A 21,059-nucleotide genomic window follows, 5' to 3' on the forward strand; every position below is an offset into this window, starting at 1 on the left:
AATGGGACGGCATCACCATCGAAGCCGCAAGGGCTGCAGCTTCGGCCCAGGCACCTCGCTCCAGCGCATAGCGGGCCGGAATCGCGGAGGTAGCCGTGTATCCGGCCAGGTCACGTGAATGTGTTCGCTATTCGCGAATCGCGAATGTAGAATAGACACATGAACCTAAAACCACAGGATGTCATGGTGGTCCTAAAGCTATGTACCTACGCCACCTCGCGTCCCGCTATCTCTATTCTCGCGAGCGAACTCGCTATAAGCCCGTCGGAGGTGCATGGCGCTCTCAAAAGGCTTCACCGTGCACGGTTGTTACATGGGCCGGAAATGAGAGATAAACCCAATGTCTCAGCCCTTGAAGAGTTTCTCCTACACGGCTTAAAGTACGCATTTCCCGCCGAGCACGGACAGGTAACCCGCGGCGTTCCGACTTCATACGCCGCTGCACCGCTTAAGGGAGAAATCCTGCCGGGCGATGAATTGCCTCCTGTGTGGCCGTGGCCAAAGGGCGACACTCGTGGGATCGCTCTGGAGCCGCTCTACAAAACGGCGCCCATCGCCGCCTTGCGCGATCCGAGCTTCTATGAACTCTTGGCTCTCGTGGACGCTATCCGAGATGGCCGAGCCCGAGAACGCAAGATTGCTGAACGAGAGTTGCTCAAGAGATTGCGATTGGTAAATGTCAAAGCATAACTTGGAACTCCTTACGGACGCCGCACGGCTCCTGAAACCGCTGCTCGGTGAGTTGGTATTTGTAGGAGGCTGCACAACCGCTCTCCTTATTACGGACAAGGCCGCTGCTGATGTCCGGCCGACATTCGATGTCGATGCCATTGCCGAGATCACCTCTTACGCGGCATACGCAAACTTCTCTGAACGGCTGAGGCAGCTTGGATTCGCCGAAGACACTTCCGAGGGAGCCCCCATTTGCCGCTGGCGTCAGAAGAAGACGACCTTGGATGTAATGCCACTCGATGAGAAGATTCTTGGGTTTTCAAATCGCTGGTACAAGCCAGCAATGGACGCGTCGGAGGAACGGGAGATAGAAGCCGGCCTCAGTATACGAGTCGTCAGTGCAGTTTTGTTTTGCGCCACCAAGCTGGAGGCATTTGCAGGCAGAGGCAAAAGCGATTTTTTAGCGAGCCCCGACCTCGAAGATTTGGTGGCAGTAATTGACGGTAGGCCGGAGCTCATCCAGGATATCCAATTGGCGGAGCGCAGCGTTCGTTCCTATATCGCTTCAGGAATTAGAAAGCTGCTTGCGACGCCCGCCTTTCTTGATGCCCTGCCTGGATATCTTCTTCCGGATGCGGCCAGCCAAGCTCGAGTTACCACGATGATGGGCCGCCTGAAACAGATTGCAGTGCAAAGCCAGGAGACTTAGACTCACTTACTGATCGAACCGGCCGGCGATCCCGATTTACGCTGAATACCAGCATTTTTTCGCCCTGCGGCGAAGCGAGCGGATCCTTGGGCCGCGGGTAAATTCTCTCAATCGAACGGCGCCACAGTGCTCGTGTTCGACTTCTTCAGCTTCGCCTGACAATTCCGTGCATGCGGTTCGGCATCACGTTGTGATCTTGGCTTCAAGAAAGCTCACAAAACCTACCGTCTCAGGATCTCGGTGGAACTCAATAGGAGTTTAGAAGGCCCGAAGATCCCCGTGTGCCATTTATCGCCGGGATCACGCCATTCGGCCAAGGAAATCATCGCCCTCGCCGGAGCTCTCCGCGCCGAAGCCGGCTGAAGCCTCTGGGAGTTCACCGTCCTTTAGCTGCGCCGCGTAAGCGCCTCGCTCCTTTTTGCTGTCGCGCACTGGTAGGAGCTCTGCGTGGCTCGGCGGAAACACGAAATGATATACAAAGTCTAGCCGTGCTTCCGTGAGGCGGTTTCCAACGACATCCTTTGTGTGCTGTCTGCAGAATTCGCAAAAGTCTTCCGCCTCGATCACCATCCTCTTGCTTCGGCCTGTTTCCATCTCTTGTGCCTTGAGCCAGCCTTGGGTGATCCATCCCTGCACCGTCTCTGGACGGACATGGAGCGCCAAGGCCAGCGTGTACTTCGTGAAGCTGTCCTTGCCCATCTTGGCGTTTGCTCCCAGGCGTTGGAGCATGTGCCAGACCGAGCTCTGCGACCGGCGCATCAATTTGGCGATTTCATTCACCGGATGCAGGTCGATCAGTTTCAGCAGGCGCTGCTGTTCCGGTGCTGTCCACACACGTTGCGGTCGTTTCGATTGGATTCCCATGCGCCGCACGAATCTTCGGCAAGCCCATCTTGGGTTCCCAGATTCCTCAACCAGTCGCGTAACCAAAGCACTCACTTCGGTTCCCACAGCGCTCATGTTTGCCCGCACGAGGTCGCGTGCCGCTTTCGACCAGCGACATTCGCGGCGGGGATTCCCAGAGTTTATCTCATTCATGTTCCTCAAGATTTCCAGAAGTAACAGGCCGAGGTACACAGTTCGGCAGCGGCAACCCACGGCCCCTGAACCTCCGGAAATCCTCCTTCATGTATATGTCGCTGCGAATTGCAGCTTTCGCCGGTTATACAGTGGCAGCGAAACAAGAAGTGTGTGATTTTCGGAGTTACTTCTGAGATTTGTTGTGTTGCGACTGGTGCTTAGCTTGGCCCCAGAAGCGCGTATGCGGGAACCAAAGCGGAGGACGCGGCAGACAATTAAGGTCCAGATTCCCACCATTCTAGAGGGTGTGCTCATTGCTTCTGATCCCCTCGAGGCCGGATTGTCGTGTGTGCTTCTGTGGCGCGAACTCTTACTGGGTCAGGGACTACTCTCTTAGAACAGAGAAAGTGAAAGTGCGAGTTTTTTCGGTACTTCCGGCTGCACTCGTTGAGTAGAGATCAACGACATAGTGCTTCCCGTCTTCGATGAGAGAGGAGGGCAGTGAGAACATGAGCAGCATTCTTCCGCCCTTTTGCTCAGGCTTCAAGTCATTCTCGCTCAAGATTTCTCGCTTTTCGGAGATTGGCCGCAAGGCCGCGCGGTATAGCGTACTCCGGTCGCCGCTGACCGGGAGTTCGAGAACCACCAGAGCTGTATGCGGAGGCACCGAGACGACCGGCTCTTTCCCGCCATTTTGCCCGCGCACGCGCAGATCGTCGGGCGTCAGCCGGCTGGCGATGAGAATTGCTGCGCCCTGCTGGGTATCGAGGCGGTGCTGCAGCTTGGCGCGCTCGGCTTTTTCCTGCGCAAGTTGTTTGTTGATGCGTTCGATATTCGCTTGCTGCTCAGCCAGATCACCGCGATATTTGAGCGTACCCAGAATCCAGCCAGCCGCTATCAGCGACAGCAATGCCAAAGCATATTTGGGCATGCTGTAACGCCACCAGTAGCAGGACCGTAGGGATTCTCCCCAGCCAGCTAGCCGCGAAACTGGCCGGCATTTCAACAACATTGAGGCGCCAGCGGGGCCCCCGTCCGCTGGGCTTGCGGGGAGGGTTTCCAGCAACAGTTCTCTTCCGTTCCCGAGGGCCACTGTCGCTGTTGACCGGGCGATGCCCTGCCACTCCGTATAGTCGACCCAATGCGTGGCCAGCAGGAGCTTTTCGCCTTGATCCTGCATCCAGAATTCAATCAGCTTGACGCCCGCCTGAATCTCAAAGCTTTGTGTGCTTTCGCGATCAACGTCCAGCCGGGCGCGCTCTGCCCCGTGGACCATCACCGTTACAACTCTGGGCGTAACTCGCTGGTGCAGCCCAGGGCCCCCGGCAACATGATCCATGATTGTTCGCCGCTCCGTTTCCGTGAGCTGTGGGGCTTCCTCTTCAGAGCTTCCTGAACTAGGGAAACCCAACGAGGGACGCTTGCGTCAGGTCGTTGCCAATGCCGTCCGGGCACATCCCGAGAAGGGCAGAATCATCCCGGAGCTACTCCAGTGGCGTGAAACGGAAACCGATGAATTTACCCGTAGAGCGATTGAAGGAGCTCTCGTTGATGTCGATCCCATCGCAATTCTAGGCAGGGTGCACCAACAGATTACTGCGCCCAATCAGCTCACGGAGGTATATCGCTATGTATCAGATCGATTACGGCATCGATTGCGCAACTCAATGTTTTCGGCGCAAGCGCAGGCAAGCCGCCTGAAGAAGTTGGTGTCGGCCGATCTTGGAACGGACGTCCAGACGACAATTGCAAAGTTGAACGATGCCATGGTTTCGCTGGCTAGGGAACTTGCCGCAACGGATGTTGATCCTGAGTATTTTCGCCAGAGGTCCGTTGCTTTGGCGGACTGGCTTAGGCAGCTGAACTCGCGATATACAACTCAATACAGCGCAGTGAACTTGCGGTTGATCAATGCTGATGATCCGCGACTTCGGGTGTTCGCGAACGATTACCTTCTGGACACAATTTTCTGGAATGTTTGGCTAAATGCGCAACAGGCGATAGGAGTTAACTGCGAAATCACGATAGTATTCCAGGTTTCGGAGAAGGAACTCGAACTCGTCATTTCTGACAACGGCGAGGGATTTCCCAATGAACTGAAGGATGTGGTGTTTCAACAAGTGTACTCAACGAAGAACCACGGTCGCGGTCGCGGACTGCTCGAGATCCAAGACGCTGTGGAGCGCCTCACCGGACGAGTTGAGCTATATGAGGCGAATCCGTCACAATATCGAGTCCGCATCTTCCTGCCCCTGGATGCGCAATGAGTTACCCTCTCACTCTTCAGCCTCTTGTCATCGAGGACGATGAAGGCGCGAAAGATGCTTACAAAGGCATCTTCGAAGCGATTGCCGCAGACTACGGCGATCTTCCCTTCGCTCCCGCTCCTCCCTGTTTCGCCTTTTCTTATGAAGAGGCAAAGGAATATTTGGACGGCAGCAAGATCTTTCATGTTGTCATTCTTGACCTACGACTTCCTGAGAAACCGAAGCTGCCGCCGATCGATGGCACTGAACTTGGCCTCAAACTCCTGACTCTTTGCGTCGACCGAGATCACTATCCGATCCCTGCGCTACTAGTGATAAGTGGCCACATCGGTTCAACTGAGCAGACTCGCATGCAGGAAACGGTTCGTCAGGGTTTCTACTATGGCCGCGCTTTCGTGAAGACGTACGAAGGACTCGAGGACGAGATACGTCGAGCTTGTACGGCGGCACTTCGTTATTGCTCAGTTGGCGTTCACCTTCGCGATGCGGGAGACCAGCAATGCCCGACCATTACTCCTCGTGAGGAAGACTTATTGCGTCGCTCCGTGCTGCAGCAGCAGGGAGGGATCGGACTAGACTTGAACTGGTGGTCGGCCCAGCAGTTCCACAGGGACATTGAGGGCCATGGCACCGCGGCAAACCCTTGGACTAAGGTACTGATGGGAAGATACTTATTGGACGGCGGACGCGGCGCATCCAGGCCTAAATTTTTCAAGTTACTGGCTGGATCCGATGCACAATTCGTTATAGAGAGTGCTCGGCATCTGGAGCAAAAACTGAATCACGTCAAGCTCACCAGTACTGTTGCGGCAAAGAGTAACGCCCTCATAGTCACCGAGAAGGTCGGGGCGCAAGATGCAAGGCCGAAGTCCTTGGAGGAATTTCTCGGACGAGCTCGCCCGGAACAGGCTTTTGACATCGCTCGTCAAATTACTAACCAGGTGCAACAACTGGGGGATCTTTTGCCGGAAAGCAGGCCGCTGAAGACAATTCTTTGGCCAGCCCACGACAGGACCTTATTGAGCGAACAATGGAATCAGTTTGGACCGGAAATACAACAACAGATAGGGTCCAACGTTGACCCGATCTCCCTCTACTCGGAACTGGTCGCGTGTGAAGACAAGCTGCGAGTTAAAGAGCGATCTCTTGTTCACGGCGACCTGCACATCAGGAACGTTGCTCTCGATATTGACGGCGATAAAGCAGCCGCTTATATCTTCGATCCAGGTGTTATCAAGCGGAGTGTTGCCGGGCGAGACCTTGCTGTGCTCGAGGTGTCGGTCGTTCTGCATCAGCGGATTGATTTCGACACCTTGTCTCAAATCTGCTCGGTTCTTTATGGTTCGGATCCGCCGGTCAAGGAGAGTGTTGGATCTATCGTCAATCCGGTGGGAAAAAACATAGTCGAGTTTATCCGAGGGCTGCGGGACGCTGCCAGAGCTTGGAACGACCCGGACGTATATGCTCTGATGGTCTTTGATTTTGCGTTGATTCAGGTCGGGGGGCTGGCATTCGGATCTTCCGGTAACAAGATTTGGGACCAGCGCTCGGCAGTATATTTATTGGCCGTTGTTGCCGATTGGTATCTGAGACTGCGACAACCGAGTCAAGACAGGGGGGAAACTTGATTGGCGTAGTGAATCGATAGCCCGGTTTGCACAGACCAACATTTAACGTTTATGAATTTGACCTTCCGGGCCATACTCACCTCCCGTTCTGCTGGACTGAATATGGTGACAAGCGTGGACAATGGCCAAACTGCGCATTGCGGGCAATCCCCTGCGGCGCAGTTCAGTTGACGACCTCCTCTACTCGCTTCATCGCCTTCGGTTATCGCTCGACCCCGAAGAGGAGCCTTTGAACGGCCATGCGGAGGACGAACGTTCAGATCCAGCTTGCCGGGCCAAAGTGAACGGTGCGGAGCATTATTGGAATCGTCTCCCCAGTTGACTATGCCCGACCGGCGCCCCCGGCGCTAACGGTTGTCGAAGCACTCCACCCAGAGTTCGGAGTCAATCTTGAGAAGACCGATCTCGACAAATGCGGGCTTGGCCGTTTGCTCAATGTAGAACGGTCGGCTGAAACAAAACGTGCCGGGATTCAATACGCAGTACTTTTCCATTTCGCGAAACCGCTTGCCCGTCGCTGACCAGCCGCGATTGAGATCCCGTCGTAAAATACGTTCGCCTCCAGTCCATCCACTGCGCCGCCAATCGAGTGCGCTATGAAATGCCCTTTGTCCCAGCCTTGACCGAACATTTTCTCAGTGGCCCCTACCCAGCCCTTGAGTCGATAGTCGTCCCGCGCGGCAGTCTTTGGTCGTGACCGGCCCAAGGCAGCAACAAGCTCGGGTTAGCCTAACCCGTTGATTTTCCTGTCTTTTCTTAGGCTCGTGGCTATCTGTAGATACCGCGATCCAGACCGGACACCAGTTTCCCCAGCGAGATCTGAAATGCAGCGCAAATTCGGAGTAAGGTCGTGACCGTGATTGGTCTACCCGCCTCAATCTGTTGCCAATGACGCGCGGAGAAACCAAAGGAAATCATGTCCTCTTGGCTGTGGCTGCGATGTTTGCGTACCTTCTTCACTCGTTGCCCGAGATTCCGGAAAAATTTAGCTTTGTCTACCACGCATTGTCTTGTAGTCCAACACGTGCAAAATCACCACGAGCAGATTAGCGTGGACTGTGGCATAATGATGACCTGGACTGCCTTACTAGCAGCGCTTACGGCCGCAAAGCGGTGGTGCTCTGACAGTCTGAACGACCTCGTACCGTCGAGCCCATGGCCTCTAGACCTCAAACCGAAACCCCAGTGCAATCGGCCTGTGCCTCCACACCACTCCGCACGTTTGAGGACGACGAACTGATTAGGGATTTGCGCGGTGGAAATGGGGAAGCGTTTGCAGCCATCTTCAACCGCTACCACCGCCTGGTCCTGGTGACGGCCTTGCGCATTCTCGGGGACATGGGTGAGGCCGAAGACCTGGCCCAGTCCGTCTTCCTCGAAATCTATTCCAATGCAGGCCAATTTGACCCCAGCCGCGGCACCCTCAAGAACTGGATCCTTCAATATGCCTATCATCGCAGCATCAACCGCCGGAACTACCTGGCGCTCAGGCACTTCTATCATCAGGCAACGACGAACGTAACTGGTGAGGAGGATCCCTGGGTCACCCAGGTTTCTCCGCCCACGCAGGAGGCCACCCGGTTGGTCGACGAAGCCCTGGCTTTGTTGAACGACCGGCAGCGGCAGGTCATGGTGCTTGTGTTCTTTGAGGGCCTGAGCTTGAAGGATGTAGCGGAGCGGACTGGCCAGACCTTCGCGAATGTGCGCCATCATTACTACCGCGGCATACAGCATCTGCGCGATTCGCTGTCCACCCGTCGCGGGGGCGACGCCAAGCGCGTGGTCTCTGCTGCCCTCGGGAAAACCAGCCCCGCGCATGCATGATCATTTTCACGGAATATTCTCCGGCTGCCGGCCCCGAGGCCGGCCAGCAACCGGGTCGTGATCGGCATTTTACTTGCGAAAAAGGATCGGGGCTGCCGGGAACCGGACTGGCCAAGGCAGAAGCAAGCTTTGAAATCTCGCTTGACGTCCTCGTCCAGCCAGTTAAGCTTAAAGCCCCCCCGTCGATTGCTGGCAAACGTTGCCTTTTGCTCCGCAGCCGGTGGCTGCATTCCCGATTAGATTTCCACACTTTGTGGAACCCGCCACGGGTCCGGCTGACTCTCGTCAACGGTTTACCACAGGACAATAAAACCGAAAGCGGTGCGGCAAGCCCCGTTAGGAACTTGTAATCATGGCGACAGGAACCGCATTTGCTTGACCGTCCACTGTTTCCCCTTTTGGGTCTCTACATTCCGTTGACGGCCCTCACATTTTTTTGGGGCCCGCCCGGACCCGCTTTTAGTCTTGAGTGCGTACCGCCACCGGGAGGATTCCTCATGCTCCGCTCCCTGCAACCCGCCGTGAAGCCTCCGAAGTTACACCTGGCGATCTCTAAAGATGGCGGTGTCATTTTTGATCCGGAACGCGACCGCCTGCTGAAACTGAATTCGATCGCGGTTGAGATGTGGATGCTGCTTGTTTCCGGAGAGAGTGAGTCGCAAGTTGCCCGGCACATGGCTGCCCGGTATGCCGTCGATCCAGGGCGCGTGCTCGAAGACCTTCACCAGCTTGTGGCCAGTGCGGCCGAATTGGGACTCACTCCCCGGGGTGTGCTGCTGGCTGAGCACGCTGGGCTGCCGGCCGTACACAATACGCAAGCCGCATTTCCATGGTATGCGCAAGACCCGGCTGTGCCGCGGCCCCATCCATCGGCTCCAAGTGTGCTTTTTGCGGTTGTGGGTTTGGCGCTATTTGACTTTATTCTCTCCTTCTTTTCCATGGATTCCCTGTGTGCCTTCGTCAAGGCCTGGCCGGTCAAAAACCAAGCCGTCAAGGACCAGCCTGATGTAATCGGACGGCTGTGCGCAGCCGTGGAGCGGGCGTGCGTGTGGTATCCCAAGAAAACCCTGTGTCTTCAGCGGTCGGCAGTGACCACTTGCCTGCTGCGGAGCCGGGGCATTTTCGCGCGCATGGTCCTGGGGGTGCGCCCCATGCCCTTTGTGGCCCACGCATGGGTCGAAGCCGAGGGGTCGGTGGTCAACGATTTTCCGCGGGTCCAGAAGTTTTACAGCTCGGTGAGTTCGTATTGAGCACGCGAGGGCAAGACAAGCGAGGCAACAGCATGAAATTGCAATGCGGACTGCTTTACGTCGATGGCCGCGCAGCCCGTCTGCCGGAAGCGGCCCGGGTTCTGGGGGAGTTTGCTGCCGTCCCGGCCGAAACCCGGGGAGAATTCGCAGACGGCCCGCTGATCATGGCCTACCGCGGTGACCGGATCACCTGGGAAGAAGAGAGCGAAATCCAGCCGTTCAAACACGGGCCGTACGTCATTACCTGGGATGGCCGCCTCGACAACCGGGAAGACGTCGCAGCCCGTGTCGGACTCACCCCGATGCAATCGCTTCCCGATCCGGTCCTGGTGGCCAACGCCTACGCCGGAATCGGAGATTCCATATTCAATGATCTGATCGGAGAATTTGCTTTTACTCTGTGGTGCAGGCGTTCCAGGTCCCTGCTCTTTTGCCGGTCGGCCTGCGGCGCACGGCCGCTGTACTATTTGCCAGGCAAACACGCTCTCCTGTGGTCCAGCAGTTTTGCGCATCTGGCCAGGATCTCAGATGTAGAACTTACCCCCAATGAGAGCTACTTGCTCAATTACCTCCTGGCTCGCCCGCTTCCCCAGCAAACGCCCTTCCTGCAGATCCAGGCAGTACAGCCCAACACTGTTCTGCGGTTTCACGATGGTGGCGTGAGGGCTTGCCGCGAGCTTTGGAGCCCGAGCACGGTCCGGCCCCTTACGGACCGTTCGGACCAAGAGCACGAGGAGCATTGTCGCGAAATCCTGACCCAGGCGGTTCGCGTTCGCTTGCGTTCGCGCCACCCGCTGTTTGCGGAACTCAGCGGGGGCTTTGATTCCTCCTCGGTCGTTCTCCTCGCCGACCAGCTGCTGCGCGCGGCGCATGAGCCTCCCGAGCGCCTGCGGACCGTGTCCTATGTCTACGAGCAGTCGGAAAGCTGCGACGAGAGCTTTTTCATCCGGTCTGTCGAAGAGCATCGGGGAATTCCCGGTATTCGTATCAGCGAACAAGAGCAGCAGATCACCCTGGGATTGCGCGATATCGAATTTACAGGGGTCCCCAACCCCTTACACTGCTTTCCGGGAAAGCATCGGGCTCTGGCAAAACATCTCTGCAAGCACCAAGCCCGGGTAGTCTTGACCGGAAGCGGCGGGGACGGCCTGTTCTGTAGCGAGCCTGACGGCGCCGCCCTGGTTGCCGATGAACTATTGCAGGGAAACATCCGCGAAATGCACCGGCAATGCCGGACTTGGAGCCGCGCCACCGCCAATACCTACTTCTCTCTACTGCTGAAGCGCGCGCTTCCCCTGGCAGTCTCCTCGATTTTGCGGCTTGCGCCTGGCGGTCAGAATGCTCCCCCGCCCGAATGGCTTCATCCGCGATGCAAAAAGAACATCCGTGACGATTCCTGGCAGATTGGGCCGCCGGGGACCCGCCGCACCCCCGGTTTTGCCGCAAAACTCAACCTCATCCACTTGGCGCTGTCGCACCTTTCCTCAGGCTATTTCGGCGAATACGGCGCTGTCTTCGTCACTCATCCGTACCTCCACCGGCCGCTCATTGAATTCTGCCTGGCCGTGCCTCTGAACCAGCTGGTCCGGAATGGGCAGGGGAGATCTCTGATGCGACGAGCCCTTCGTGATGTCTTGCCCCCAAGAATCCTCCGTCGCAACAGCAAGGGATCGGTGGATGAGGCCCTCTGCCGGGCGGTGCAGCGGGAATGGAACGAATTCGACCATCTCTCCCGGTGGCAGGTCTGTGAACGTGAACTGGTCGATCCGCAGCGGCTTCGCCGGGAAGTGGAATTGATGAAGCTCGGCCTCCAGGCGCCCACCAACCGGATGGTTCGTGTCTTCTCTCTGGAGCGCTGGCTAAGGAGCTTGAGCCGCGTGCGCCACGATCTGCAGGTGGCCGCGAGTTGACGGAGGATTGCAGAGGTGTCCGTGCTGCCGGATGAAACGGTGCCCCTCCCGGCAAAGAGGGCCAAGCGGGACACGAGTTCGCCCGGACCGTCCGCCAAAGGTCCGGGATGGAAAGAATGGGAAATTGGCGGAGAAAGGAGGAGTCATGTACGAAAAACCAGCATTGAACGTGGTTGGAGTTGCCAGTGATCTGATTCAGGGCGTGGCAGGCGAATTCCTTGACCCTGACAACATCACGCCGAAAGTGACTCCGTGCTCGAGCAAACTCGAAGAGGAGTAGTGGACCATCGGAGCCGGCCGGACCGGCCGGCTCCGCTCGTGCTCCTCTGTCCAACTGTTTCAAGCCGGGTGGAGAAAGGAGGAGCCATGTACGAACAGCCGGCCGTAAACCTGATTGGGAGCGCGAGTGACCTGATCCAGGGCGTAGCGGGCGAGTTTCTCGACCCTGACAACATCACGCCCAAACTGACCATGCTCTCCAGCAAGCTCGAGGAAGAGTAAACCGAGGTTGCGGAGCCGGATTCGGTGGCCCTCCGCCAGAGTCTGCAACTGCTCCAGCCTTGGAATGCGACAACTTTGCAGTGCAAGTTCGCGCGTTCGCGTACCGTCCATTTGCATTACAAACGGTGGCTGGGCAGTGTCGAATTCAGGAGAGAAAAAGCCATGTACCAGAAGCCAGAACTGAGTGCGGTAGGAACTGCCAGTGAACTGATCGCAGGCGTGGCGGGCAATTTCGTTGAATCCGATATTGTCACCCCGGGCTTTCAGTCGTTGCTCTCCAGCAGGCTCGACGAGGATTAGCCGTCGAACCGCCGCAACCGAAGCCTGCCCGGTGCGCTCTCGAAGCTCCAGCAATGCCGTACTTTCGGCGGATCAGTCCGGCTTCCCCGCAGTTAAGACGTTCTCCTGTTGTCTGCGGAGTTCGTGCCATCTGCGGTACTGTTCCACCTTGGCAGCGTCAGGATCCTCATTCCCCTGGATCCAAAAGCAAAACCAGTCCACATCGCCTTGCTGCGCGGTCATGCGCTCTCCTGGCCTCACCGGGGCGTGTTCGGCTTCGGGGAGCCATATCAGTTCCACTGGTTTTCCCAGATTCCGCAGGCCGGCAAACCATTCCCAATTATTCAGCAGAGAATACGTCCGGAATCCCAGGAGCCGGACCGGTGTATGCACTTTTTCGAGATTGAAGCCAGTCGCCCGGCTGACCCAGGATTTCAGGCCTTCTCCGAAAGGAGCGGCTCCGTTGATCCTCTCGTATTCGCTCACTGCATTGCGGCCCAGATTGAGGAACGACATATACTGCACATAGGAGCTGTCCATGCCATCAGCGATGGCCGCGGCAGCGAAGTGATACTTCGAAAACGTGAGGGCATAGCGGATGTGAAAGCCGGTGCGGCTCCATCCCATGAGGCCGACTCGCTCACGATCGATCAGACCCCGCTTGTCCAGGCAGTCGATCAGCCCCTCAAAAGTGGCCATGGCGCGCGGGCCTTCCTCCGTGGTGCCTTCCTGTACTTCGTCGCCAACCTGGGCGACGACAAATCCCTTCGCAGCCAAGGCTTGAGCGGCGTAACCCGCGGTCGACACTCCATCGATCCAAAACTTTGTTGCTTGCCATCCATGCGTCTGGATGACCAAAGGATACCTTTGCCCCTGAACATAGTCCGGCGGCAGATAGAGGCCGCCTTTTGCCTCATGCGAGTCGCTGGCTTGCCAGGCGATCTCCTCCACTTTTCCCAACCTGAGGTTCCGGAACTGAGGATTCAGGTCCATTAAGACCGACTTCTCGTGTGTTTTGCGATTGACGGCCACCAGGCGGGGTGCCGTATTCATATCTTGCTCTTCCAGCACCTCAAGATCACCACCCGCTTTCGCGCTGTATTGGAGCGGATCGATTTGTTCCCACGTTTGAGTTGTCTTGCGGAAGGCCACCGGCGCGCCGGCTTTTCTCCCCGTGGCGGACGTCGGTTGCAGGAGCACCGAGTTGGATCTGGAGCTTGCCTGCAGGAGATCTGAATTCCCGGTTGCAATCTTGGTTACTCTTCCGGTTTCAACCTCGACCTCGACCGCGAACAGGTTCGATTCGCGCTCGGACCGCTCCGCTTCGTCAGCCAGGTCGAGCGGGAGGTACGTCGCGGCTGCCACGACCGATTTTCCGTCCGCACACCACCATAGGTGCGGGCCGATGGCATTCATGGCAACTGGGGCATTGACCAGCGGCCGCACCGAGCCGCTGCGGGTATCGATGAGCAGGTACCGGGGAACAAAGCCGCCGCGCCGCAAGGTCACGATATCGTGAATCGCATTGTTCCACGGGTCCTTGTAGTCTTTCCAGAAATCCGGAAAACTTCCCGCGCGGGCCTTCAACACGAGGTATCTACCAGATTGCGATAGAAATAGTCCGCCCTGAGGCTCCGGTTTGTCGCCGTGAAGATCAATTGGCCTGGCGGGACCGCCTTTCCGCCTCACAAAAAGCTCAAAGGGATGAAGAATCCCGGAAGGATCCGAGCCGCGATCCATCATCAACTCGGTTAGCTGCTGCGTGGAAACCAGGATGCCGCGTTGCAGGGCCTCGCGTGTCAAGTATTTTGCTGCCGCCGGGCGGGCCAGGAACGCGACGGTGTTCAAGTCGGCCGTGGTGTCGAAAGCGACAATGCTGGTTCTATGCGAAGACAGCTTCGCCAGCGCCAAAGTCCTGGTGTTCAGCGAGTAGATTTGCGGCAGTTTCCCGGGCTGCTCGCCAATAAACGCGATGGTTTCATTGTCCCGCAGCCAGCGGACATCGTCGATCGCGGGACGGCTGGAAGAAGAGGCCCGAGTCAGCAGCAATTTGGGGCGGAGCGAGCGCAAGACATCCCGGCTGCGGAACAGCCACAGTGAATACTCGTTGGTGTTGTCCCGGATGTTTCCCTTCCGCGTGACCACGGTGAATTTCTGGCGGTCCGGTGAAAACTCCGCCGGCGGCCTATCCAGATATTCGGCCAGGCCATTGCCGGCCACGGTCATCGTGATGGAATCGGCGACAGTTACGGCCCGTTGCGCCGCATGCCCCGGCGAATTGGGCCGTGTTTGGGCCACGGCCCCTATCGCCGCCAGCAGAACTATGAATTGCGCCCACTGAAATAATCCCACAGTACGCGGCATGACCTCCTCGGAAAAACGGCTCCTATATCCCAGTGAATCCGATCGCAAGAACTTTTAGAATTCAAGTTTCAGCGCTAATTGCAGAGACCGGGATCCGCCCGTCTGATACAGGGGACTAAACCCGCTCCCGAATCCGGTCGTGTTGAGCCCTTGCCCAAACATGCTTTGGGTAGTTCCGAAAGTGTTTTGCACGACCAATTGCCCCGCTGCAGTGACCACGCCAAGGAAGCCTGATTGCGGTGAGAAGTTGGGGTGATTCAAAACGTTGAAGGCTTCAGCGCGCGCCTGCAAGCCTAGCCTCTCTGTCAGCCGAAAATGGCGCCGCACGGCGAGGTCGGCCTGGACCAGCGCAAATCCCCGGTAAGCGTTTCTGCCCAGGTCGCCTTGACGCTGGGCCGCTGGCACGGTGAGAGCCGAAGCGTTGATTTGACGTCCGCCCGGTATCGCGGAACTGTCCAGGTACAAAGGGACTCCGGGAACCAGGTCGGGGCGAAAACTGTAGTTTCCAAACCCGATATTGCGCAGGAAAAAGACGTTGATGGGTGGCGAGGAGCGCGCGGTCACGACCGGGTCCACGGACCACCCGGAGAGAAGGGTTCTTAGCAGCCGCGAATCCGCCCGGTTGGGTATGTCATAGTCCAATGCCAGCGCGCCGGTGTGGCGGATGTCGTTGTCCGAAGAGGCGTAGTCAATGCGCGGGTCCAGGAACTGTCCGGGTACGCTCACACCCGCATCTGTGGAGATGTTGTCGAGGGCATGGGCCCAAGTATAGGACGCAATGACGCCCAGCCCCTTGCTGGTCCGGCGCCGAAATTGCGCTTGCAGGGCGTCATAGCGGGAAAAACCGGCGTTGCTGACGAAGGTGACCTGACCAAAACCCGGCGGCAGATTGGGCTGCAGAAACAGCTGTGGATCCAGCAAGCTGTGCCCGGCTGCCCCGATGTACCCGACGGTGACCGTCTGCTGGGTTCCCACGGACTGCTCGAGAGAAAGGTTCCACTGCTCGGTGTACGGCGCTTTAAGTGTCGATGGAAACACCGTAATGGCCGTGACTGGTGGGTTTGCGGTAATGGCGACTGGCGTGGCATCGGCCGCGCTGAAGGGGAAAGGATGGCCGCCTACGAGCTTTTGCGAAAGGAAGGGAAAGTTGGTAAAGGCCGTTCCCGATGGTCCGTTCCCCAAGTCATAGAAGATGCCTGCCCCGGCCCGAAGGACCAGCTGGGTCTTCGGATCACTCCTGACTTCATGGGCCACGCCAAGGCGCGGGCCGAAGTTATTGACCGTAGCGTGGTAGAGCGGAGTCCCTGCCGGTGCGAACGAGAGAGTCTTCGGATTGTCGATGCCCTGAATCGCAAAGGGAGACAGACCGTTGCTTCCTAGAGCGTCGGGTGCAGGATTGTAGTCCCACCGCAGACCATAGGTCAGGCTGGTTCGAGAGTGGATCCTCCAAGTGTCCTGCGCATAGAGGGAATAGTTATTGAAAGCGGCGTTGACCGCGGCTCGGGCCTGAATGACGCCGATGGTTGCATTCGCCGTGAGGGCCGACTGGATCGTGGCAAATTCCGCCAATTGCGTGTACGCCGCCGGGCTGGTTTGCGGCGTCAGTCTCCTGTAGTCCAGGCCGAATTTCATCAGATGCCTGCCCGCTTGCAGCGCCACATTGTCCACGATGTTCATCTGGTGCTGCACGTTGCTGAGAATCCTTCCCACCGTCAAAATCGGATTTTGTCCATTCAGGTCCAGAGCGACTACCTCTTCACTGTCATTCGTGGTAAAGGGGCTGGGGAGAAGGGCTTGTACCCCGGACGGATCTGCTCCGGCAAAATTGTCCAGCTGGAAGGACCCGGCTCCGGAAACCCGGGTCCAGTTGAACCGCACATCCTCTGTTAGGTTCGGCCTGGCCAGCCACGCGAATCCGATGGTGGCACTCTGGTTGGTGGCTGAAGTTACCGCAACTGTGTTGAGCGTGCGGGCGCCGCCTCCTCCCCTTTGCTTGGTGTCGGAAGGGGCATTGTTGTAGCGTCCGAAAACGGAGAGAGAATCAGTAAAATGATGGTCGATGCGAATGCTTACGGCGTCCAATCCTGAGGGATTGGAGAATGTGTAATTCGCCGGAGCGAGGCCGTTGCCTTCATCCGCTCCGTTGGGCAGCGGATAGGCATTGAACAACGGTTGCCTCGAGGCTGGAGCAGCGCTCCTTATAGCCACCGTTGGAACATCGCTTAGTCCGGTTGTCGGCTGGCGTAACCTCAAGCCCTCGTACGAGAAGAAGAAAAATGTCTTGCTCTTGAACAGCGGCCCACCTAGCACGCCGCCGAAATCGTTTTGCCGGAGGGCAGCTCGCGGCAGAACCTTTTGATTCGCAAACCAGTCGTTGGCATCGAAAAAGTCGTTGCGCAGGTAGTCAAAGACATTGCCATGGAAATCATTTGTGCCCGACCGCGTCACGATGGAAACTTGAGCTCCAGGCGTCCGCCCAAATTCCGGCGCATAGGTCGAGGTCTGAATCGCGAATTCCTGCACTGCCTCCGTAGAAACCAGGGTGTTGGTTCCGCCTAAAGCACTGAAGGCCGGGAGCGACCCGCCGAATGTCTGACCATTGCCTCCGCTGGCGGAGATTCCCGCGTTTGCGCTGGCCCCATCCACCAAGAAGTAGTTGGCATTGGTGCGCTGTCCATTGACGCTGAACTGGCCTTGCGTGTTATTGCTGGTCGGCGTGATCGTTACTCCGGGCGTTAATTGAAACAACCCCTGAAACGACCTCCCGTTCAAAGGAAGCTCCTGTACTAGCTTCGGATCGATGACCGTGCTGACCGACGCGTCCACGGTATTGATGTTGGTGGCGCTCGCCGATACCGTCACCGACTCAGAAAGTGCCCCCACCTGAAGCACGAAATTACGGGTCACATTGTCCTGGACTTCGAGTGTAGCTCCAGTAGCCGTCACTGACCGGAACCCCTGCTTGCTGACGGTGATGACGTAGTGCCCGGGGGGCAGGTTGGGAACAGTGTAAAGCCCCACCTTGTTGGTCTTCGAAACGGCCACGATATTGGTATCGACGTTTCTTATTTCGATGGTCGCGTCTTGAATCAGGGCGCCCTGCTCGTCGGTGACCCGTCCAAAGACCGTCGCCGTGTTGGCCTGCCCCATCGCCGGGGATGCGAACGCGAGGAACATCAGCGTAAGAGTGACTAACCCTCCCAGCCCTACGTTGCGGCGGGAACTACATGCAGGCTCTGACATGGGATCTTTTATCCTTTCTTTCGTCAGAGTATGCCTGCCGGACGGTGCGGTCTGTCCCAGGACAGCCTGCAGTTTTTTGCGTGAGTGGTATAGACGGCGGGAACTTATGGATGGTTCGGCACACCACGAAGATATGCGTCCATCAATTTTTGCCCTTTGGGATGCGACGCATCGGCCCCAGGCGGCTCCAGGGTCACGAAAACCGAATCGATTTCGCTCAGGACTCTGGAATCATCACATCTAAAGACCCAGCGGCGCTGCGCCCGGTCATCGGAATAGAATATGCCCAGGCTCCTGGCCTTGTCTTCGTGCCCCTCTTTCCCGCCCCAAACCCGGTAGTGATAATTAGCCTGCTGCAGCTTAGCTTCATTGAGATCATAGGCGTAAAAGATGAGCGATTTGCCTTCGGTGTAAAAGACCCGGCCGAAAGCGGGCCGGGTTTTCCCCTTGGCATCGGTGTCAAAAACATCCACGATGTGCAGGTTGCGCGCCACCATCAGCTCACGGATGTCACGCCCGCCCTGCAGCAACTGGCGTTCGCGATCCAGAGCAGCGGCCTTTTCCGCAAGCTGATCAGCCAGTTCCCTGCTTCTGATTCGCGCGGCGACATCGTTGGCCTGGGACTCAGCCGCAGAAGTTTGTAGCCGGGCCGCTTCGTCCTTCGCTGCGCTCGATGCCGCTTCCGCATCGGCGAGTGCCTGCTGCAATTGTTGGATCCTGGAGTCCCGCATGGTCCGCTGTTCTTGTTCTTGAGCCAAGACCGATTGCAGGCTGGCGCTGCTGGCGGTGAGCCGGCCGGTGGTCTTCTTCAGGTCCGCCCTGAGGTCTTCAATCAGAGACTCCAGCCGGGCATTGAGAGCGGTCAATCGCACTACATCTTCAGTCTCTTGTATCGCCGTCGGCGCTTTTGTCGCCTGCGGCACTGGCATTGTTTTTCCGGTTACCGAGCGTTTTCCGGTTTCAAACGCTCCCAAGATAGCAGCCGCGAGGACCAGGCCGGCGGCCACCCGTGCTGGGAAACTCCAGCGCCTAGTGCCCGGGATGGAAAGCCCTGGTCGGGAAACTGGAAGCGGGCTCCGCGATTGGGGCGCCTGCTGCAATGTCGGCGACGCGGCGATCCCTTCCTCGGCGAGCCCAAGGAGAACGCGCTGGCGGGAACCAGCGGAAACGAAGTAGAGTTCCGCCTCTTCCTCAGAAATCTCTGGCACGTTGTCGCGCAGGCTAAACTGATGGGCCGCGATATTCAGGTAATCGGCATAGGCCCTGCGGCACTCGGCGCATCCGGCCATGTGTTGGTCGAGCAGCGCCAGATCTTCGGGTTCCGCTTGCCCGAGGCTGGCCGCCGCACAAAGTTCCTGATAGTGCTCATGCATTCGCACGGCTCACTTTCCCGAAGGGCACCACCGCGTCCCTCTCGTCCCGTCCGGAAAAAAACTTGGCTCGTAACCGTTTCAGGCCCCGGTAGTAGTGATGCCGCACGTTCACGAAGGTCTGGCCGGTCCGCTCCGCGACTTCGCTTAGGCTCAGGCCCTCAAAAAATACCATCTCCATGACTTCTCGCTGGCGGCCGTTCAACAGCTTGAGCAATTCGCCTGTCTGAACCTTAGTTTCCTGGGAGGGAGGCGAAATCTGGGTTTCCCATACTTGCCCCAGTTTATACGCTGGCTCGGCGCTCGGCCGATAAAACTGCCGCAGCATAAGGTAGTTTTTCCGATTGATGCTGCGGTGGTAGGCATACTGCAAGATCCACTTTTTCAGTATGCCTTTTCCAGGGTCAAACTGTGCCGCTTTACAATAAATCTCCAGAAAAATAGCTTGGGCGAGGTCTTCCGCTTCTCCCGCATCGCAGACGATGCGCAGCGCGGTCACCAGCACGAGGCGATGGTAGCGGTCAAAAATCACCGCGAAGGCATCGTCATTTCCCGCAACCAATTGCCCCATCAGATCCTCGTCTCCGTAGGTCTGGAGCTTGTCATTGCGGGCAGACGCACGCGCTCTTGTAGTTGGCTCTCGATAAACCATTGAGATTGAGAGTCCACAAACTTTCTCTGAGTTAGAAAATGCAAGTGCAAACGAAAAACGGATGCTGGCTCCGAGCACATTTTTTCTTGCCGAACTGGGCCGTAGATTCCTGGGTCCTTAAAGAATCTTAACTTTGAGGAAACGTTTATCACAAAACTTAGCTCGCATGCTAGCCCAATATTTTCATTTTTGACTGGCACAAATTATGAATTTTGGCGGCAGGCTTATACGGGCGGCTCGGTCAACCGGCAACTACATTTAAAGGAGTGTTGGAGCTGGCATCGGGCCGGAAGACTGTTCAGCCACGTGTGCGCGAAATCAATAACACCACGACTCTTACAGGAGTTCGACCTGAAACAGTACTCTGCCGGCGATATAGCCAACTAGATCGACTCGGGACAAAGGATATCTCTCGGTTGCTGTCCCGGAGCGGTTGGGCTTGGCCAGGTGAAGCCATCGCCCTTCCTGAAACGCGATGCCGAAATCCAGTTTGCCATCGGGCAAGTACAAAAACCAGCAGCGCTTGTCGATGGTGTTGACGTCGCCTAGCGCTGAGCGTCCGGCGCTCAAGGGAACCATGGATCTGGGGTGCCGAACCAGCGGGCTGAGAGATGTATCGGGAACCCACCCGTAACACGCGTAGTCGCTTCGCTCCAGGTGCCGCTTCAACCGGACGGGCTCCGGTTGAAACACTTCCGCCCAGTGGCGATACACGGCCGGTTGGGCCAGGTCGATGTCATTTCTCACCGTCAGCCGGTACTCAAAATCCCGGTCGTTGCGTTGTAGATGTACCAGGACCGGCCTCACAACTGGTTTCTCAGTTGAAATTGGTGGCGATTCGTCGAGGGCGCGGTTCAGCTCTTCCCATGGCACCTGGAAGATCAGGGCCAGCGCCCTGCGGTGTTCAGGCCTGGGTGTGCGCGTACCGTTCAGCCACGCCCAGGCCGCCTGTTGCTTAAAGGCCAGGCTTGGCTGCTGCAGGGAGTCGGCGAAGACACGGCTGAGCCGCGCCATTTCTGGGGCGCTTATCTTGTGCCGCTTTTGAAGGTCGCGGAGATATGCGACTTGTGACGCACGTCGCACCAAAATGGCCCCTGCTTCCGTCCGAATTCGCGCGCGGAACCGCGCTCTTCGGAATTCCGTGACCTGGCGCGGCATTGAGCGCCTGCTGCTCTCCAGCCGTTGCCAGATACCCTTTGTACCGAACGCAGTCTTTCCCAAGAGGCTCGGCCCACCGCGACATGCACGGTCCTGCGGATTTTGAAGCCTCGAACCGTAGAGTGTGCTCCCGCCACGATATTTTCATCATTTTCACATGCGAGGAACTCTGGCGCGACGGCAGCTTGATTGGTTTCGTTTTCACGAACAAA

The 21,059-nt window shown here is 57.5% G+C and carries 16 protein-coding genes; 8 read left to right on the forward strand and 8 right to left on the reverse strand.

Going from position 1 to position 21,059, the window contains the following annotated elements:
* Positions 1-159: 159 nt before the first annotated feature.
* Both LAO20_21735 and LAO20_21740 read left to right on the forward strand, forming a co-directional pair.
* Positions 160-690, forward strand: coding sequence for a hypothetical protein (locus LAO20_21735; GenBank protein MBZ5534060.1), 531 nt, complete (start codon positions 160-162; stop codon positions 688-690).
* Positions 677-1,381, forward strand: coding sequence for a hypothetical protein (locus LAO20_21740; GenBank protein MBZ5534061.1), 705 nt, complete (start codon positions 677-679; stop codon positions 1,379-1,381). The genes LAO20_21735 and LAO20_21740 overlap by 14 nt, the downstream gene beginning before the upstream one ends.
* A 300-nt stretch (positions 1,382-1,681) precedes the next feature.
* On the opposite strand, the gene LAO20_21745 is transcribed toward LAO20_21740, so the two are convergent.
* A complete protein-coding gene (locus LAO20_21745; GenBank protein ID MBZ5534062.1) occupies positions 1,682-2,245 on the reverse strand; it encodes a hypothetical protein in 564 nt (187 codons plus the stop codon).
* A 541-nt stretch (positions 2,246-2,786) separates the two neighbouring features.
* Complete coding sequence (locus LAO20_21750) at positions 2,787-3,740, reverse strand: hypothetical protein (protein MBZ5534063.1); 954 nt, start codon at positions 3,738-3,740, stop codon at positions 2,787-2,789.
* Positions 3,741-3,822: 82 nt separating this feature from the next.
* On the opposite strand from LAO20_21750, the gene LAO20_21755 reads away from it, so the two are divergent.
* Positions 3,823-4,668 carry a HAMP domain-containing histidine kinase gene (locus LAO20_21755; GenBank protein ID MBZ5534064.1) on the forward strand — a complete coding sequence of 282 codons (846 nt, stop codon included), beginning with the start codon at positions 3,823-3,825 and terminating at the stop codon, positions 4,666-4,668.
* Complete coding sequence (locus LAO20_21760; GenBank protein MBZ5534065.1) at positions 4,665-6,296, forward strand: phosphotransferase; 1,632 nt, start codon at positions 4,665-4,667, stop codon at positions 6,294-6,296. The genes LAO20_21755 and LAO20_21760 overlap by 4 nt, the downstream gene beginning before the upstream one ends.
* A 347-nt stretch (positions 6,297-6,643) precedes the next feature.
* Here LAO20_21760 and LAO20_21765 read toward each other — a convergent pair whose 3' ends face one another.
* Complete coding sequence (locus LAO20_21765; GenBank protein ID MBZ5534066.1) at positions 6,644-6,790, reverse strand: hypothetical protein; 147 nt, start codon at positions 6,788-6,790, stop codon at positions 6,644-6,646.
* Positions 6,791-7,481: 691 nt separating this feature from the next.
* On the opposite strand from LAO20_21765, the gene LAO20_21770 reads away from it, so the two are divergent.
* From LAO20_21770 to LAO20_21785, 4 genes are all read left to right on the forward strand, one after another.
* The gene (locus LAO20_21770) at positions 7,482-8,120 is read left to right on the forward strand and encodes a sigma-70 family RNA polymerase sigma factor (GenBank protein ID MBZ5534067.1); all 639 of its coding nucleotides are present in this window, start codon (positions 7,482-7,484) and stop codon (positions 8,118-8,120) included.
* 674 nt (positions 8,121-8,794) lie between these two features.
* Positions 8,795-9,370, forward strand: a complete 576-nt coding sequence (locus LAO20_21775; protein ID MBZ5534068.1) for a lasso peptide biosynthesis B2 protein — start codon at positions 8,795-8,797, stop codon at positions 9,368-9,370.
* Between the two features lie 32 nt (positions 9,371-9,402).
* Entirely contained in the window at positions 9,403-11,280 is a 1,878-nt protein-coding gene (locus LAO20_21780) for a hypothetical protein (protein MBZ5534069.1), read from the forward strand.
* A 663-nt stretch (positions 11,281-11,943) separates the two neighbouring features.
* Positions 11,944-12,081 (forward strand): hypothetical protein, encoded by a 138-nt coding sequence (locus tag LAO20_21785; protein ID MBZ5534070.1) that lies wholly within the window; start codon positions 11,944-11,946, stop codon positions 12,079-12,081.
* Positions 12,082-12,153: 72 nt separating this feature from the next.
* Here the strand turns inward: LAO20_21785 and LAO20_21790 are convergent, their stop codons facing one another.
* From LAO20_21790 to LAO20_21810, 5 genes are all read right to left on the reverse strand, one after another.
* Positions 12,154-14,286 carry a hypothetical protein gene (locus tag LAO20_21790; GenBank protein MBZ5534071.1) on the reverse strand — a complete coding sequence of 711 codons (2,133 nt, stop codon included), beginning with the start codon at positions 14,284-14,286 and terminating at the stop codon, positions 12,154-12,156.
* A 192-nt stretch (positions 14,287-14,478) separates the two neighbouring features.
* Positions 14,479-17,667 (reverse strand): TonB-dependent receptor, encoded by a 3,189-nt coding sequence (locus LAO20_21795; GenBank protein ID MBZ5534072.1) that lies wholly within the window; start codon positions 17,665-17,667, stop codon positions 14,479-14,481.
* Between the two features lie 104 nt (positions 17,668-17,771).
* Positions 17,772-19,040, reverse strand: coding sequence for a hypothetical protein (locus LAO20_21800; protein ID MBZ5534073.1), 1,269 nt, complete (start codon positions 19,038-19,040; stop codon positions 17,772-17,774).
* Positions 19,033-19,767 (reverse strand): sigma-70 family RNA polymerase sigma factor, encoded by a 735-nt coding sequence (locus LAO20_21805; protein ID MBZ5534074.1) that lies wholly within the window; start codon positions 19,765-19,767, stop codon positions 19,033-19,035. Before LAO20_21805 ends, LAO20_21800 begins: the two co-directional genes overlap by 8 nt.
* A 258-nt stretch (positions 19,768-20,025) precedes the next feature.
* Positions 20,026-20,703, reverse strand: a complete 678-nt coding sequence (locus tag LAO20_21810) for a hypothetical protein (protein MBZ5534075.1) — start codon at positions 20,701-20,703, stop codon at positions 20,026-20,028.
* Positions 20,704-21,059 lie beyond the last annotated feature (356 nt).

This window comes from Terriglobia bacterium (assembly GCA_020072815.1).
Lineage (GTDB): Bacteria > Acidobacteriota > Terriglobia > Terriglobales > Acidobacteriaceae > Angelobacter.

Coding starts and splice junctions, on each gene's coding strand:
- LAO20_21735 (MBZ5534060.1), top strand. CDS start 160: ATGAACCTAAAACCACAGGATGTCATGGTGGTCCTAAAGCTATGTACC.
- LAO20_21740 (MBZ5534061.1), top strand. CDS start 677: ATGTCAAAGCATAACTTGGAACTCCTTACGGACGCCGCACGGCTCCTG.
- LAO20_21745 (MBZ5534062.1), bottom strand. CDS start 2,245: ATGGGAATCCAATCGAAACGACCGCAACGTGTGTGGACAGCACCGGAA.
- LAO20_21750 (MBZ5534063.1), bottom strand. CDS start 3,740: ATGGATCATGTTGCCGGGGGCCCTGGGCTGCACCAGCGAGTTACGCCC.
- LAO20_21760 (MBZ5534065.1), top strand. CDS start 4,665: ATGAGTTACCCTCTCACTCTTCAGCCTCTTGTCATCGAGGACGATGAA.
- LAO20_21765 (MBZ5534066.1), bottom strand. CDS start 6,790: ATGGAAAAGTACTGCGTATTGAATCCCGGCACGTTTTGTTTCAGCCGA.
- LAO20_21775 (MBZ5534068.1), top strand. CDS start 8,795: ATGGCTGCCCGGTATGCCGTCGATCCAGGGCGCGTGCTCGAAGACCTT.
- LAO20_21780 (MBZ5534069.1), top strand. CDS start 9,403: ATGAAATTGCAATGCGGACTGCTTTACGTCGATGGCCGCGCAGCCCGT.
- LAO20_21785 (MBZ5534070.1), top strand. CDS start 11,944: ATGTACCAGAAGCCAGAACTGAGTGCGGTAGGAACTGCCAGTGAACTG.
- LAO20_21790 (MBZ5534071.1), bottom strand. CDS start 14,286: ATGACCGTGGCCGGCAATGGCCTGGCCGAATATCTGGATAGGCCGCCG.
- LAO20_21795 (MBZ5534072.1), bottom strand. CDS start 17,667: ATGTCAGAGCCTGCATGTAGTTCCCGCCGCAACGTAGGGCTGGGAGGG.
- LAO20_21800 (MBZ5534073.1), bottom strand. CDS start 19,040: ATGCATGAGCACTATCAGGAACTTTGTGCGGCGGCCAGCCTCGGGCAA.
- LAO20_21810 (MBZ5534075.1), bottom strand. CDS start 20,703: ATGGCGCGGCTCAGCCGTGTCTTCGCCGACTCCCTGCAGCAGCCAAGC.